We start from the raw sequence: 16,681 nt of genomic DNA, 5'->3' as shown, positions 1-16,681 counted from the left end.
GGGGATTGATACATGAAAACCACCGCTAAAAAAATGTCTGTATTCCAGCTAACCACAATGGTAGCAGCCAATATGCTAGGAGCTGGGATCATTATGTTACCAACTAATTTGGCTCAAGTTGGTACTATTTCAGTTTTATCTTGGCTCGTGACAGCTGTGGGTGCGCTTTTACTAGCGTATATTTTTGCTCAAGCGGGTATGTTCTCCCAAAAACAAGGGGGCATGGGCGGTTATGCAGAACATCGCTTCGGTAAAACTGGACATTTTATGGCGAGCTATGCTTACAGCATATCTCTCATCATTGCTAATATCGCCATCGCGGTATCTGCCGTAGGTTATGGCGCAGCTTTCTTTGGTGTTGACCTCAATGCGACACAAACAAGTCAGGTAACAATTGTGCTCTTGTGGTTTGCAGCGATTCTAAACTTCAGAGGGAATCGCTTCACAGGTCGACTCAGCAATATGACTATTTGGGGCTCTATTGTTCCGGTTTTATTAATCGGTACAATCGGCTGGTATTGGTTTGATCCATCTATTTATTGGGCGGCTTGGAACCCAAATAATCTTCCGCTTTATGATGCGGTAAAAGAATCTATTTCCCTAACTTTATGGGGCTTCCTAGGATTTGAGTCCGCAGCGGCTAATGCTGATGCTGTTGAGAATCCAAAGAAAAACGTACCTATCGCAACTGTGGCGGGTACATTAGCAGTGGCAGTGGTTTATATCTTGTCCACAAACGTTATGGCAGGTATTGTGCCTAACGTTGACTTATTAAATTCTAACGCACCATTCGGTTTGACATTCGTATACATGTTCAATGATACAATTGCAAACATCGTTATGGCTGCTATGGTTATTTCTTGCTTTGGCGCTTTGCTTTGCTGGCAATTCACATTGTCTCGCGTCTTCAAAAGCGCAGCAGAACATGGTTACTTCCCTAAAATATTCGCTCGTGTAAATAGTAAAGATGCTCCTGTTCGTGGGGTATTGATTTTACTCGCTGTTGAAACATTACTTACTTTATTTACTGCAAGCGAATCCTTGCGTGAGCAGTTTGAAATCCTAGTAAACTTAGCGGTTGTAACTAACGTAGTACCGTATGTATTGTGCATCTTGGCAGTACCTACAATGATGCGTATGGCTGGCGTAGCTGAAAGCCGTATTAAACGCTCTAATTACTTGTTCGGTATAGGCGTTCTGTACTGCCTATATGCAATCTACGCATGTGGCTTTGATGCTATGGTAGGTAGTGCAGTGGCAGTAAGCATTGGTTTGGTGATTTATGTTTTGCGTAAAGCGTGGGATACACGCAGAGCGCATCGCTTACAACAAAGTATTGATTAACTAAATACATCTCGTCTTATAGAGGCTATTACTTGGTAATAGCCTCTTTTTATGATAATCATAAATTAGACTTATAATTCATGAGTGCCTAATTTGAAAAAACTTAAAGAGCATTTTTATTATTAATCAAATTTTTGCTGTGCATAAAAAGATTTTATGATAAAGTTTTACATTACTTTATTATTATTAAAATTAATATATATACCGTCTTATACAGTAAATATAATAAAAAATTATTTATATAAGTTAATTTATATGAATTTATACAGTATTGTGAATTTAATCACTAATCAATTGTTTTTGTTAGTATAAAAATAATATTGAAATAATAAGATATACATATACCCATAAGGGGTATATGTATTGTAAACAAAGTATTAATATAGTATATTATAATCGATAAAAATGAATAAACTAGTGAGTGTCGGTGTTTACCGAGCGTAAAAGAGGAAAATGGGTGAAAAACCTATACTATGCAAATAGCTGTAATGAGGAGCAAGGTTTCATTATAGGGTCACTGGGAAACTGGGAAGGCCGAAATGTTGCAATGAATCAGAGTCAGAAAGCCTGCTCTAAAGGCATGGTATGCATATGCTGTGCTTAATTTGGGTTAGTCGGGCGACTAACCTTTTTTCGTTCCCTAGCCTTTAAGCTTCATCGCTATATAAAAAGCTAGTACCATTAGTTTGTCATTTGAATTGTTGTTAGTGTTTAGAGAGTTTAGGAGGCGCCTATGGGCAAACGCTTTGTCAAACAATTGGGGCAATTTATTGTTACCTTGTTTGGCATCACATTTTTGACATTTTGTCTCACCTATTTAGCACCAGGTGACCCAGTAACGATGTTACTTGAAACGGCAGATACTATCGTATCTCAGGAGCTTATCGATGAAACTCGAGCTCAGCTTGGGTTAGATAAACCATTTGTAGTACAGTATGCAAACTGGGTCGTCAATGCCGCACAAGGTGATTTAGGGATGAGTTATTCTGCTAAAAAACCAGTAGTAGATCGTATGTTGGAGGCTTTACCAGGTACATTAATGTTAGCGGGTACGGCTTTAGTATTTACGCTGCTCTATGCATTGCCTGCAGGTATTATAAGCGCTTTAAATCGTAACAAATGGGTTGATTATGTGTTGAGATTTCTATCCTTCGTAGGCGTATCTATGCCTACGTTCTGGTTAGGTCTTGTACTGATTTACATCTTCGGTCTTAAATTGGGCCTTGTACCGATTGCATCCTCTCGAGTGACTGCGTCTGGTGTTATTTTGCCCGCTATTACTTTGGCAGTTGTTGTTGGGTCTAAATACATGCGTCAAGTGCGGCTCGTTATCCTTGAGGAAATGCAAAAGGATTATGTTATTGGCGCTCGTGCTCGCGGTGTTAGTGAGATAAAAATTTTATTCGGTCATATTTTACCTAATGCGGTGTTACCACTCATCACTATTCTTGGTGTTGTTATTGGTTGGTTACTAGGTGGTGTGGCAGTCGTAGAAATGGTATTCTCTTGGCCGGGACTTGGGAATATGGCAATTTATGCTATTACTATGCGCGATTATCCATTGATTGAAGGTTTTGTGTTGTGGGTTGCTTTAGCATATATGTGTATTAACGCATTGGTTGATGCATCATATATCTTATTAGACCCTAGATTGAAAAGGGAGAGAGCATAATGGCAGAATTTATTCAAAAACATAAATTGTTCTCTTTCTATAGTGGGTTGATGATTATCATTGTTCTCATCGCTATCTTTGCACCCTGGCTTGCACCGGGCGATGCTTTCACCTCAAATATAAGTCAGGCATTGCAAGCACCAAGCAGCCAACATTGGTTTGGTACAGATAAATTAGGACGTGATGTATTATCTCGTATCATTTATGGTACTCAATTATCCTTGTTCATGGGCGTATCCATCGTCGTTATCATGGTGAGCATTGGTACTATCATCGGTGCTATAGCAGGCTATTTTGGCGGTAAAGTTGAAATGGTTCTTATGCGTTTAGCAGACATCATGTTATCATTCCCTGGTATCGTATTGGCTATTGCTATTGCTGGTATTCTAGGTGGTAGCATTGTAAATACGATTTTAGCCTTATCTGTTGTAGGTTGGGCAAAATATGCTCGTATTGTACGTTCTATGACGCTCAAGGTGCGCGGTGAGGAATATGTAACGGCTGCTGTTATGATGGGCGCATCTACGACGGACATCATCAGACGTCATATCATTCCTAATATTATGCCTCTCGTTATTACAACAGGTGCATTAGATATCGGGGCTATCATGATTGAGGTAGCAGGTTTATCCTTCCTTGGCTTTGGTGCTCAGCCACCGACTCCAGAATGGGGTCTTATGCTTAACGAGGGTCGCCAGTACTTGCAAACGAGTCCATGGCTCATGGCATTCCCTGGTATGTCCATCCTTTTCGTGGTTGCTATTTTTAATCTTTGGTCTGACTCCTTACGAGATGTAGTGGATCCAAAAAATCAAGGATAAAATTGTTTTTACCTTCATAAATTTGAATCTTTATCTAGTGAAAGTTTCATTATGACTGGTAAGAAATTATGGTTTTTCCATCACAACTATTTTAGATAGTGATGATGTTAAATGTTTTTATGTTTTACATGTAGTTGTAAAAGGAGATTTTAAATGAAAAAATCTTGGAAAAAGGCCCTATTAGCAGGTCTTAGTATTGTAATGATGGGTTCCTTCATAGCTGGTTGTGGGTCTGATAATAATGGTGCTGCTAACAAAGATGTATTAAAAGTAGGCGTTACTAACTTCGCATCCACATTAGAACCTACAGAAAACTTCTTCGCATGGGTTGTAATGCGCTATGGTGTAGGTGAAACATTGGCTAAGTTTGACGAACAAATGAAACCTCAACCATGGATTGCATCTAAATGGGAAGTATCCCCAGACCATAAAACGTGGACTTTCACAATCAATGATAAGGTGAAATTCTCCAATGGTAAAAAAGTTGATGCAGCAGCTGTAAAGGCGTCTATTGAACGTGCTTTTGCAAAGTCTAATCGTGCGAAAACATTCTTCGAATATGACTCTATGGAAGCTAATGGTCAACAATTAGTTATTCATACAACAAAAGAATATCCTAATATGCCTGGCCTTTTAGCGGATCCGTTGTTCCTAATCGTTGACGTTCAAGCTGAAAAAGATGGCCGTAACTTTGCGAAGGAAGGTCCTATCGGTACAGGCCCATATGTAGTTAAATCCTTCACTAAAGAACGTGCTGAAATGGCTGCGAACGAAAACTACTGGGATGGTACAGTACCATTTAAAACTGTAGAAATTCCTTCCATCGATGACCCTAATACGCGTGCTTTGAGCTTACAATCTGGCGACGTAGATATGGCTGTTAACATCGGTCCTGGTGAAATTGGTTTATTCCAAGGCAATGATAAATTCAAAGTAGATGAAATCGCATCTCTTCGTGTCGTATTGGCCCGTATTAATCAAAAAGGTATTCTTGGGGATGACAAAGTTCGTGCTGCAGTTATCTCTGCAACAGACCGTAAAAACTATGCTGATGTATTGTTAAAAGGTACATTCATTCCTGGTTCCGCTCCAATTCCACCATCCATGGACTATGGTTTCAAAGACTTGAAAGATCCAAATGCATATAATCCTGAACGCGCTAAACAATTGTTAGCAGAAGATGGCTGGAAAGATACAGATGGCGATGGCATCCTTGATAAAGATGGCAAACCATTAACATTCAACTTCGTAGTATATAACTCTCGTGCAGAATTACCACTTTATGCAGAGGCTGTTCAAGCAGACCTTAAAAAGGTTGGCATCGATATGAAAATCAAAACAGTTGACTATAACTTGATCGATAAAATGGGTCAAGAAGGCGACTATGATATGCTTATCTCCAATATCGTAACAGCTAATACAGGCGATCCAATCTGGTTCTTGGCTAACTACTGGCACACTAATAACAATGGTTCCAACCCTCAAAATGGTTCTGGTTACTCCAATCCACAAGTTGACCAATTGTTAGATGCAGCTGAAACTGAATTCGACCCAGCAAAACGTCGTGATTATGCAATCCAAATTCAACAATTGTTGATGAATGATGGCGCTGCATTATTCTTAGGTTACCCTAAAACTAATATCGTTACAGGTTCTTACTTGAAAGGTGCTGTAATGTACCCAAGTGATTACTACTGGATTACTAACAAAATTACAAAATAGTGAGGAGCTATAATGGCAGAAAACATACTAACTGTAGAAAACCTTAACATTGCGTACCAAGGTGTGCCTGCTGTTATGGATGTGAACTTTACCTTGGAACGCGGTAAGGTATTAACCATCGTAGGTGAGTCCGGATCCGGTAAAACTACCGTGATCCGGGCCCTCATGGGTTTATTGCCTGTAGGTGGTGAGGTAACAGAGGGTACAATGCTCTTTAATGGTCATGACCTTCGTACCCTATCTAAGTCTGAATGGAGATCCATACGTGGCAAAGACATAGCCATGATTTTCCAAGATAGTGGTAGTGCATTGGATCCTATTGTTCGCATTGGTAAACAGTTTAGAGAGTTGTTTACATCTCATATTGAAATCTCCAATGATGAATGTGATCGACGAGCCATTGAGTTATTGGAATCCGTAGCCTTACCTAATTGTGCAGATATCTTGCGCCGTTATCCTCATGAGTTATCTGGTGGTCAACGCCAACGTGTGGGTATTGCCATGGCATTAGCTTTGGACCCAGCATTACTCATTGGTGATGAACCTACATCTGCTCTGGATGTAACAACACAATCTCAAGTGGTTATGCAAATGCTTGAACTAGCTAAAGAGCATAATTCAGCAATTGTAATGGTTACGCATAACCTTGGTGTAGCAGCGTATATGTCCGATTATATCATTGTTATGAAAAAGGGCCGTGTTGTAGATGCTGGTACTCCGCAAGATATTTTGGAAAATCCATCTAATGAATATACAAAACAATTAAAAGACGCTGTGCCAACATTGGGAGGAGGTCGTTACATTGACTAATTATGCAGTAGAAATTAAGAATGTATATAAACGATTCCCACTTCCTACTGGTGGTGAGCTCGAAGCATGTAAGGATATTAATATAACTCTCGAAAAAGGTCAGTCCCTTGGTATTGTAGGTGAATCTGGCTCTGGGAAAACAACATTGGTTCGTATGATCATGAAGATGCTTCCTATTACGGAAGGCGAGATTTATGTAGATGGTGTAGAGATTCAACATATGAACTCTGAACAAACGAAAGAATATCGTAAAAAGATTCAAATGGTATTTCAAGATCCATCTGCAGCTTTTAATCCACGTATGAAGGTCAAAGATATCATCCTTGAGCCACTCTATAATTTTGGTCTTCTTGAAAAGGGAAAGGAAGAGCAAATCGCAGGTGACTATTTGGAAATGGTAGATTTACCACGTGAGTTTATGCATCGTTATCCTCATGAAATGTCTGGTGGTCAACGCCAACGTGTTGCCATTGCTCGTGCTATCGTTTTAGAGCCTGAAATCCTCGTATTAGACGAGGCTACTAGTGCTCTAGATGTATCCGTACAAGACTCCATTGCGTACCTTTTGGCGCGTTTACAAAAAAAGAAAAATTTAACATACCTATTTATTGCTCATGATATTGCCTTTATTCGTACTATGTGCCACAAGGTGGTCGTAATGTACAAAGGTGCTATCGTTGAAGAACTAGATGCTTTCCACTTGGCGGATGCAAAACATCCATATACAAAGGTTTTATTGAGCTCTATCTTTGAAATTGGTCAAGATCATAAGCCGCTTACCTTGGATGAGGCTGCATTAGAAGCTTAATAGGAAAATTTACTTTCAAAATTTCAAAAGTATAAATTTGAAATGTAGAGAGTTACATCGGATAGGTAAACTTAAAATAGCAGTTAGTTTCAAGACTAACTGCTATTTTTATGCATAGTTAAGATATGAAATTTTTTAATAGATATATTGAAATGTTTCTCAAATTATACATTGTGTTAACACCTAATATATAGTATAGTTGACTGTATAAAATATACCCCTATGGGTATAATAAGATATGCTCATATGAAGTGATGTACATAGATTCTCTTTATATTAACTATTGTAAAAGCAGGTTATATTTACTAGATTATGTTAATGCAAAAAATAGTGAGTATCTGAGTATAAATAGATAGTTAATGTGTGTAGAAAGGTTAGGTGTATAAATGAAAGGATTACGCAAGTCTTTACTAATTGGTATGACCCTTGGTGTGACTATGCTCGGGACTATTGGTTGTATGAATCAAGATTCTGCTTCATCTAATGATGTATTAAAGGTAGGGGCTATTAGTTTTGCTGGCACATTAGAACCAACGGAAAATTATTTTAGTTGGGCCGTTGTACGATTTGGTATAGGTGAAACGCTTATCAAGTTTGATGATCAAATGAAAGCAACGCCTTGGCTTGCCACCTCTTGGAAGCAAGGTGATGACAAGTTAACATGGACTTTCACCATCAATGATAAAGTTAAATTCTCAAATGGTAATAGTTTGACAGCTGAGGCGGTAAAAGCATCTTTAGAACGAACTTTTGCTAAAAGTAAACGAGCAAAAACGTTCTTTAACTATACAGAAATTACTGCTAACGGTCAGGAGTTGACCATCAAGACTGACAAGGAATATTATAATTTGCCCAACTTGTTAGGAGATCCATTGTTTTTGATTATGGATGTGACAGCAGAGGCGAATGGTCGTGATATTGCAAAGGAAGGTCCTATTGGTACTGGTCCATATGTAGTATCCTCTTTCACAAAAGAGCGTGCTGAACTAAAGCGCAATGATAATTACTGGGATGGCAAGGCAGGCTTTGCTAAGGTTGAAATCCCATCTATTAATGATGCGAATACTCGTGCTATGGCGTTACAAGCGGGCGATGTAGATATGGCCGTTAACATTGGACCTGGTGAATATAGTATCTTCCAAAATGATAAGAAATTCACTATCTATGAAATGTCTTCCTTGCGTGACGTATTTGTTCGTATGGGGCAAAAAGGGAAACTACAGAATCCTAATCTTCGTGCAGCCCTCATTGCAGCAGCAGACCGTGAGTCTTATGCGAAGAACCTCATGAAGGATACGTTCGTAGCCGGTAAGGCTCCATTGCCACCATCCATAGACTATGGCTTTAACCAATTGCGTGATCCTAATAAATATAATGTAGAACGTGCTAAAGAATTACTGAAACGTGAAGGTTATGAAGATACAAATGGCGACGGTATTGTAGATAAAGACGGTGAAAACCTCGTACTTGATTTTTATGCCTACACAACTCGTCCTGAATTGCCATTATATGCGGAAGCATTGCAAGCGGACTACAAAAAAATCGGTGTAGATTTACGAATTAAAATCGTAGATTATGCGGTTATCGACACATTATCTCAATCTGGTGATTATGATATGATTATCTCCAGTGTTGTAACCGCTAATACGGGTCAACCAGTATGGTTCTTGAAACAATATTGGGGTATAGGCGTTGAAACTAATGGGTCTGGCTTCTCTAATCCTCGTTTCGATGAATTGTTGGCTCTTGGTGAAAGTAGTAGCGATCCAGTGGTGCGTCGTAATGCGGTTATCAATGCCCAACAACTGATGTTAGATAACGCTGTAGCATTATTCCTTGGGTATCCTAAAATTAATATTGTAGGTAATAAACATATTGATGGTATCAAGATAACACCGTCTGAATATTACATCATTACAAAAGATTTGAAAAAGAAATAAAGTTTGCTGCTTACATAAAAATAAAAGGACTAGCTCGCATGGGCTAGTCCTTTGTGTTATCTAAATATTATTTTTTTTCTGTTACATCTAAGTCTGCCATGTTAACTGCATTGGCCTTGCCAATCATTTTATTATACTTGGTAAATAATTGCGTATAAGCTTCGCCATAAGATGAGTTGATAATAATGTAGTTGCGTGCCTCTGCAACAAATTCTTTTACTGAGTCTTGATACTCTCTTACCGCATTTTGTACTTCTGGTGTAGTACCAGGTTGTAATTTATTGAGGCGTTGTGTAATTTGTTGTAAGTTTGATTCTACCTTTTGGGTGTCTGTATTCCCATCTGGATCAATAAGGTCAATAGTTTGTGCTGTTATGAGATTTATCTCTATAAAGTTAACCGCATTTTCCCGCTTTTCTCCCTGATACTCAGTCATGCGTTCGTTATAAAGCTCATTATTACGATTATCTAAAGCTAAGTCTAATGCATTATATGTAGCGTAGAACTGTTCTGCTAAAGGTACATATTGAGCTGCTAGCTCATCGCTACCTTTATAATTATCCTTTTCATAACGACGTTCCACATAGTAAGATTGCAACTGATCAGCAATAGGAATAATTTGATCAAGTACTACGAGGACGTCATTTGTCGCTTGGTTTACGTCTTCGTAGGGTGTAGAACTATCTTGTTTTGCTACCTCTAATGCAGCTTTAAGTTCCTTATATTTAGGTAAGGTAATCGTCGTATTATGAGACCCATTGCGCAACTCTTCAAGAGTTGGCTGTAATTGGCTAGCATAGGCTACACTGTATGAGTTATATGCATCTAATGCAACAATATAAGGTCGTATGGCGTTGATTTTATCGTCAACGGTTGATCGATATAAAATTGTCGTTGTATTGGATGATAAGAGTGTATACACCCCATAGATCCCACCACCGATAATAGCAGCACCAAGCACAATGGCTGCTATTAACTTGATGTACCCCTTTTTCAACTGCGCACGCTCCTTGAAAACACACTAACTCTTTTGGATCCATTTGGACAGACTACTGTCCTAAGAGTAATTATTTACATTATATCACAACTTTACGTGGCAAAAAAGACGTATAGATACGATAATTATAAGGAATAGATGAAAATGTTAGATTTGAACATGTATTTATATTTATAATTAACGATTAAACGATGAATGAGGCTGTAAGCTGTTATAAAAATATACTTTTAAAAGTAAAACTATATACTCTCTAGACGTTGCAGCTGTGGCTGGTATAATAGCAAGTATAGTATTCATTATATGGGGAGTTCGTTATGTCAGAATCGAATCATTTAATCAATTTTGCTACATCTTCGGAACTTATTGCTAATGGGGAAGGGCGTAATGTGCTATCTGCCATTGAGGACGGATTACGCAGTTGTGATGAGTTTTTAATATCTGTAGCTTTTATTACATCAGAAGGTTTGTTGACGTTAAAGCCAATCTTAAAGGAATTAGAGGATCGTGGTGTTCGTGGTCGTGTGTTAACGACAGATTATCTTGGTTTTAATAGTCCACAAGTTTTGGAAGATTTAGGAAGTTTAAATAATATTGAGTTAAAAGTGTATTGTACCACGCAAGGTAGTGGTCATGGATTTCATACAAAAGGCTACATTTTTAGAAAAGATGAATCTTATCAGATTATAGTTGGTAGTTCTAATTTAACTATTAATGCATTAAAGAAAAATCGTGAATGGAATACTCGATCTGAAGCTCATTGCAGTGATACCTATGCTAGAGAAATCACGGAAGAATTTGACTTGTATTGGAATTCAAAATTTTCTATTCCTTATGAAGATTTTATTCCTTGGTATAAACCAAGATGGGTGCGTCCAGAGCGAACTTCACAAAGGACTGTAGCAGAGCAATTTAGAAAAATAGATTTGCTTCAACTGGAACCTAATAGTATGCAACAACAGTTTATTGCTAACTTCAATGAACTAAGAGCTAATAATGCTAAAAGAGGTCTTTTGATCTCTGCTACGGGTACCGGCAAAACCTATGCGGCAGCTTTTGCTATGAGAGAAATGAGGCCTAAAAGAATATTATTTTTAGTACATCGTGAACAAATTGCAAAACAAGCGATCGCTAGTTTTGAGCGGATTTATAATGATCCATCTATTACATTTGGTTTAGTTTCTGGGAATGCTAAATACTATAATGCGACTCATGTATTCTCTACAATGCAAATGATGGGCCGTAATGATGTAATGAAACAGTATGCTCCAAAGGAGTTTGACTGTATTATCATTGACGAAGTACATCGCGCAGGTTCAGATAGCTATCAACGCATTATTGAATATTTTGAGCCTCAGTTTTTATTGGGGATGACGGCTAGTCCGGAACGGACAGATGGCTATGATTTGTATGAATTATTTGACCATAATATTATTTACGAAATCCGATTACAACAGGCTTTAGAAGAAGACTTACTATGTCCATTTCATTATTTTGGCATTAGTGATTTGTGGGTGGATATTCAAGAAGATATTTCTGATATGGAGGTATCCTTTTCAAACTTGTCTACAAAAGAGCGGGTAGATAAAATTATAGAAAAGATTCGCTATTTTGGACATAGTGGTAGTCGTGTAAAGGGGCTAGTATTCTGTAGCAATCGAGTTGAGGCAAAAGCGTTGTCTGATGCTTTTAACGAGCGTGGTGTTTATCGCACTGTATGTTTAACTGGTGAAGATAGCCAAGAAATTAGGGAAATAGCAATTGCTCGATTAACGGGAACTGGTGATTATCAGGGACGTTCAGACCTACAATTAGATTATATCTTTACCGTAGATATCTTTAATGAAGGTGTTGATATTCCAGAAATCAATCAAGTTATTATGCTACGTCAAACTGAAAGTCCGATAATCTTTATTCAACAACTCGGACGTGGTCTTCGTAAATTTGAAGATAAAGAATATGTAGTTATCTTGGATTTTATTGGGAATTATACTAATAACTTTATGATTCCATTAGCCTTATCAGGTGATAGGAGCTATAACAAAGATACATTGCGTCGTTATGTACAAGCTGGTAATCGTATTATTCCAGGTACCTCAACTGTACATTTTGATAAAATTGCAAAACAACGCATTTATGAATCTATTGATACGGCAAGATTTTCTGATATGAAATTAATTAAAGAAGCCTATTTTAATTTACGCTTCAAATTAGGTCGTATTCCTAAAATTTCTGATTTTGCTGATCATGGTTCGATTGATGTTAGTAGAATTTTCAGTAAATTTAAGTCATATCATCATTTCTTGATAAAGGTTAAGGATAAGGACTATGATATATCCTTTACACCGGTTCAGGAGAGAATGCTACATTTTATATCTCAGAAATTAACGACCGGTATACGTGTAAGAGAGCTTCTATTGTTGCAAGCATTACTAGATGGTCGTGATGATGTGATTAATTATGTTTCCGAAGAGCTATTTGATAGTTATAATGTAGACCTATCGGAATATGGACGTGTTAATCTCATCAATATGATGACAAATCAATTTGGTGTTCAAGTAGCACAAAAGACATTTGCCGATAGTGAATTTATTGAATTTTCCAATGGTAGATATGGTATATCTCGAATCTTTAAACAGGCTTTAGAGGATAATAATTTTAAGGAACAAGTTCAAGAGCTTATTGCTTATGGATTAAAGCAGTTCAATGATAAGTACAAAGATAATATTTATGGTAATACACCATTTGCATTATATGAAAAATATACGTATGAACAGGTTTGCCAATTATTAGAGTGGCCTCAAAACGAAGTTCCTCTCAACATTGGGGGTTATAAATTCCATAAAGAAACAAAGACATATCCCGTTTTTATTAATTATCATAAAGCAGATAATATTCAAGATACCATTAAATACGAGGATAGATTTGAGAATCCAGGATTACTAAAAGCTATTTCTAAAAATAAGAGAACCTTTGCTTCTGATGATGTACAAACCGCGTTTAATGCTGATGAACTAGGTGTTGCTATGCATTTGTTTGTGAGAAAAAACAAGGATGATGAAGAGTCTAAAGAGTTTTATTATTTGGGACCGATTCATTCTACTGGTCAGGAAAATGCTAAAGAAATTTTTATGGTTAATGGTACTGCGGCGGTAGAGTTAGAATATGTACTCGAAGTACCTGTACGGGATGATATATATGATTATATTGTTAATGGATAAGGATATTTATGAGTGAACAACGAAAACACATTGAAGTTGTAGCAGCTATTATAAAAAAGGATAATACCATATTAGCAACTCAGCGTGGATATGGTGATTTAAAAGATGGTTGGGAATTTCCGGGTGGCAAAATTGAACCTGGTGAACCCCATGAAGTAGCTCTTATTAGAGAAATCAAAGAAGAACTAGAAGCTGATATTAATATTCAAGAGCATATTATTACGATCGAATATACAGGTTATGAAAAGTTTGATTTAACAATGCACTGTTATTTATGTTCGTTGGAAAATGATTCTAATATTACTTTAGTAGAACATGAAGCTGCAAAATGGTTATCTAAAGATAGTTTATATTCTGTGGATTGGTTACCTGCCGATATTGATGCGGTAGATGCCATATACAAACGCTTGTAAGTTAAACATTAAATTACGTATAAGTCCCTATCTTAGATAGGGGCTTTTTCATGTTTATCTAGTTTTAATATTACGCAAATAAATAACTTTTACTGTGCCAAAATAAATTGTATATCCCGTTGTACTCGTATATAATAATATTATCAGATTTGTATTTTTCGATATAATCAAAGAAAGGAGTACAACATGTCAAATTTTATCACTCCTAAAGAATTATTAGCTTGTTTCGATGAGGTCATCATTTTAGATGCTCGAGGGTATCAAGATTATAAAAAGGGCCATATTAAGGGGGCTTATGCGGTAGATTTAGATAAGGATTTAACAGGTCCTTTGGGCGAGCATGGTGGTCGTCATCCGTTGCCAGATATGGAACGATTGGCTCATACCTTTGAGTCTTATGGCATTACTCGCAACTCCAAGGTTGTAGTATATGATTCTTGGCTATTTTTAGCGGGCCGTCTTTGGTGGACGTTGCGCTACATGGGCTTAACTGATGTACGTGTATTGTCTGGTGGTGTTGAACGTTGGGTTCGAGAGGGCCATCTCCTAACTAAAGAGCCTACTCCATTACCTGCTGAACCATCTATCTTTAACTACGAGTTGCAAACGCATATGGTTATGAGCCGTGATGAGGTACTCAAGGCTATTGAAAGCGGAGATCATGTTATCATTGATGCTCGTGCACCATTCCGCTATGATGGATCTCAAGTAGATACGATGGATGGCATGACAGGCCATATCCCTGGCGCTGTTAATCACTTTTATGAAAGCGGTTATACCGTAGATGGTCCTAAATCCTTGAAAGATTTAGAGGCTGAGTATTACAACGAAATTTACCAAAATAGGCCAGTTGTAACGTACTGTGGGTCTGGTGTGACTGCCTGCAATGCGTTGTTAACCATGAGTGAAGTAGGGCTTGAATCTGCTTTATATGTTGGTAGTTCTAGTGACTGGGTAACGTATGAAAGCTTCCCGCTTAGTACAGGTGTAGAAACATTAAACTAACTTAGGAGGGCGAATGAATCTATTAAAACAATTATTAACAGTCGTTGCCTTTGGTTATTTGTGTTATCATATCTATACCTTTGGACCTGGTATGTTTAATGTAACTGTATTAGTAATCCTTGTCTTGTCGGCGGTGGCTAACTATTTTCGTGAGAAACGTGAAAGCGATCTTAAAGCAAATGAAAATGCCCGCAAGGCTCGTGCAGAAGCAAGACATGCTAAGAAACATAAAAAGCAGTAGTATTGCTAACATATAATCTTTAGATTAGCTTACATTAAGCAAAAACTTGACGTATATTCTATGTGAAAGAGACTTTCACCAAGTTAAATACGGTGAATAGTATTAGATTGATGCGAAGTATTATAAAGGAGTAAGAATTGAAATTAATTTCTTGGAATGTAAACGGCCTCCGCGCCGCTGTAACAAAGGGATTTATGGAATCCTTTAATGAATTAGATGCAGATATTTTCTGCCTGCAAGAAACAAAATTGCAACCCGATCAAATTTCTTTGGAGTTGCCAGGGTATGAGCAATATTGGAATAGCGCTGTGAAAAAGGGTTATAGTGGTACTGCCGTATTCACGCGCGTTAAGCCTTTGTCTGTAGCTAACGGTATTGGCATTGAAGAGCATGATCAAGAGGGCCGTGTTATCACTGCTGAATATGATAATTTCTATTTAGTATGCTGCTACACACCTAATAGTCAACGAGAATTGGCACGCCTTGATTATCGTATGACTTGGGAAGATGCATTCCGCAATTATCTACTTGAATTAGATAAGAAAAAGCCTGTCATTCTATGTGGTGATCTCAATGTAGCACACCAAGAAATTGACCTAAAAAATCCTAAGACGAACCGTAAAAATGCAGGCTTCTCCGATGAAGAGCGTGCAAAGATGACAGAACTCTTAGGGGCAGGCTTTACAGATACATTCCGCCATCTCTATCCAGATGCGATTGAAGAATACAGCTGGTGGTCCTACATGGGGAAAGCTCGTGAACGAAATACAGGATGGAGAATTGACTATTTCATCACATCTAAACGTCTTGACGATAAAATCCAAGAAGCTAAGATTCACCAACAAATCTTTGGCTCCGATCACTGTCCAGTAGAATTGGTTATTGATCTATAAAATTTTAGTGAATGTAAAAGCACAGCCTCATCTACGGATGAGGCTGTTGTGATAGAAAAGGAGATACTATGGCTCAAAAACAAAAAGCTGTTGTTCTATTTAGCGGTGGCGTAGACAGTACTACTTGTTTGGCCCTCGCCATTGAACGATTTGGTAAAGATAATGTGGTGCCCTTATCGATTCAATATGGTCAAAAACATAGTAAAGAATTAGAAGCTGCCATAGCTATTTTAGAGTACTATAATATGAAAGGTAAAACGATGGATGTTACCAAGCTATTTGCCTTCAGTAACTGCTCCCTGTTAGTACAATCTAGTGAAGACATTCCGCAAGGTTCCTACAAAGAACAACAAGATGCAGAAGGGAAGGGTACGGTGAGCACTTATGTACCGTTTAGAAATGGTCTATTCCTATCTGCGGCAGCATCCTTGGCACTATCTCTAGACTGCGGTTATATCTATTACGGTGCTCACAGTGATGATGCGGCGGGTAATGCCTATCCTGACTGTACAGAACACTTCTACAAATCTATGGGCGACGCCATCTTTGAAGGCTCTGGTAAAGAATGCTCCTTAGAAGCACCCTTTATTAACGCCAACAAAGCTGACATCGTAAAAGAAGGCCTACGCCTCAACGTACCATACCACTTAACCTGGTCTTGCTACGAAGGCGGAGACAAACCATGCGGACACTGCGGTACCTGCATCGACAGAGCTAAAGCCTTCCACGCAAACGGAGTCGAAGACCCAGCACTATAATACCCATAAACTGGCTTAGACAAGCAGTCGCCTTTTAGG

General features: G+C 38.0%; 14 protein-coding genes and 1 riboswitch. Of the genes, 13 read left to right on the top strand and 1 reads right to left on the bottom strand.

The window, feature by feature from the left end; all coding sequences use genetic code 11:
* Positions 1 to 12: 12 nt before the first annotated feature.
* The 7 genes from potE (at position 13) to E7L28_RS06185 (ending at position 9,117) form a co-directional block, all read left to right on the top strand.
* Complete coding sequence (gene potE, locus E7L28_RS06215) at positions 13 to 1,344, top strand: putrescine-ornithine antiporter (protein ID WP_004695037.1); 1,332 nt, start codon at positions 13 to 15, stop codon at positions 1,342 to 1,344.
* 404 nt (positions 1,345 to 1,748) lie between these two features.
* Positions 1,749 to 1,933: riboswitch (cobalamin riboswitch) on the top strand.
* A gap of 144 nt (positions 1,934 to 2,077) precedes the next feature.
* The gene (gene nikB, locus E7L28_RS06210; RefSeq protein ID WP_004697516.1) at positions 2,078 to 3,016 is read left to right on the top strand and encodes a nickel ABC transporter permease; all 939 of its coding nucleotides are present in this window, start codon (positions 2,078 to 2,080) and stop codon (positions 3,014 to 3,016) included.
* On the top strand, positions 3,016 to 3,837 hold the full coding sequence (nikC, locus tag E7L28_RS06205; RefSeq protein ID WP_316073229.1) for a nickel transporter permease: 822 nt from the start codon (positions 3,016 to 3,018) through the stop codon (positions 3,835 to 3,837). Before nikB ends, nikC begins: the two co-directional genes overlap by 1 nt.
* Before the next feature lie 153 nt (positions 3,838 to 3,990).
* Positions 3,991 to 5,559 (top strand): ABC transporter substrate-binding protein, encoded by a 1,569-nt coding sequence (locus E7L28_RS06200; RefSeq protein ID WP_024061596.1) that lies wholly within the window; start codon positions 3,991 to 3,993, stop codon positions 5,557 to 5,559.
* A 12-nt stretch (positions 5,560 to 5,571) separates the two neighbouring features.
* A complete protein-coding gene (locus E7L28_RS06195) occupies positions 5,572 to 6,369 on the top strand; it encodes an ABC transporter ATP-binding protein (RefSeq protein WP_024061595.1) in 798 nt (265 codons plus the stop codon).
* Positions 6,362 to 7,177 carry an ABC transporter ATP-binding protein gene (locus E7L28_RS06190; RefSeq protein ID WP_024061594.1) on the top strand — a complete coding sequence of 272 codons (816 nt, stop codon included), beginning with the start codon at positions 6,362 to 6,364 and terminating at the stop codon, positions 7,175 to 7,177. The genes E7L28_RS06195 and E7L28_RS06190 overlap by 8 nt, the downstream gene beginning before the upstream one ends.
* A 386-nt stretch (positions 7,178 to 7,563) precedes the next feature.
* Positions 7,564 to 9,117, top strand: a complete 1,554-nt coding sequence (locus E7L28_RS06185) for an ABC transporter substrate-binding protein (RefSeq protein ID WP_105087030.1) — start codon at positions 7,564 to 7,566, stop codon at positions 9,115 to 9,117.
* A gap of 67 nt (positions 9,118 to 9,184) precedes the next feature.
* Here the strand turns inward: E7L28_RS06185 and E7L28_RS06180 are convergent, their stop codons facing one another.
* Positions 9,185 to 10,114: a DUF3829 domain-containing protein gene (locus E7L28_RS06180; RefSeq protein WP_004695044.1), complete on the bottom strand. Its 930-nt coding sequence runs from the start codon at positions 10,112 to 10,114 to the stop codon at positions 9,185 to 9,187.
* Between the two features lie 314 nt (positions 10,115 to 10,428).
* On the opposite strand from E7L28_RS06180, the gene E7L28_RS06175 reads away from it, so the two are divergent.
* The 6 genes from E7L28_RS06175 (at position 10,429) to queC (ending at position 16,642) form a co-directional block, all read left to right on the top strand.
* Complete coding sequence (locus E7L28_RS06175; RefSeq protein ID WP_316691993.1) at positions 10,429 to 13,332, top strand: DEAD/DEAH box helicase; 2,904 nt, start codon at positions 10,429 to 10,431, stop codon at positions 13,330 to 13,332.
* An 8-nt stretch (positions 13,333 to 13,340) separates the two neighbouring features.
* Positions 13,341 to 13,745: a (deoxy)nucleoside triphosphate pyrophosphohydrolase gene (locus E7L28_RS06170; protein WP_316691994.1), complete on the top strand. Its 405-nt coding sequence runs from the start codon at positions 13,341 to 13,343 to the stop codon at positions 13,743 to 13,745.
* A 186-nt stretch (positions 13,746 to 13,931) separates the two neighbouring features.
* Positions 13,932 to 14,750: a sulfurtransferase gene (locus tag E7L28_RS06165; RefSeq protein ID WP_316711536.1), complete on the top strand. Its 819-nt coding sequence runs from the start codon at positions 13,932 to 13,934 to the stop codon at positions 14,748 to 14,750.
* Positions 14,751 to 14,763: 13 nt separating this feature from the next.
* Positions 14,764 to 14,991 carry a hypothetical protein gene (locus E7L28_RS06160; RefSeq protein WP_008602417.1) on the top strand — a complete coding sequence of 76 codons (228 nt, stop codon included), beginning with the start codon at positions 14,764 to 14,766 and terminating at the stop codon, positions 14,989 to 14,991.
* A gap of 137 nt (positions 14,992 to 15,128) precedes the next feature.
* A complete protein-coding gene (locus E7L28_RS06155) occupies positions 15,129 to 15,884 on the top strand; it encodes an exodeoxyribonuclease III (RefSeq protein WP_101928473.1) in 756 nt (251 codons plus the stop codon).
* A 68-nt stretch (positions 15,885 to 15,952) separates the two neighbouring features.
* Positions 15,953 to 16,642, top strand: a complete 690-nt coding sequence (queC, locus tag E7L28_RS06150; protein WP_008602419.1) for a 7-cyano-7-deazaguanine synthase QueC — start codon at positions 15,953 to 15,955, stop codon at positions 16,640 to 16,642.
* The last annotated feature ends 39 nt before the right edge of the window (positions 16,643 to 16,681 follow it).

The organism is Veillonella parvula, from assembly GCF_032575955.1.
In the GTDB taxonomy this organism is placed as follows: Bacteria; Bacillota; Negativicutes; order Veillonellales; family Veillonellaceae; genus Veillonella; species Veillonella parvula_J.
The sequence above is the reverse complement of the archived record's forward strand: the minus strand, read 5'-3'. Positions and strand labels throughout refer to the sequence as shown.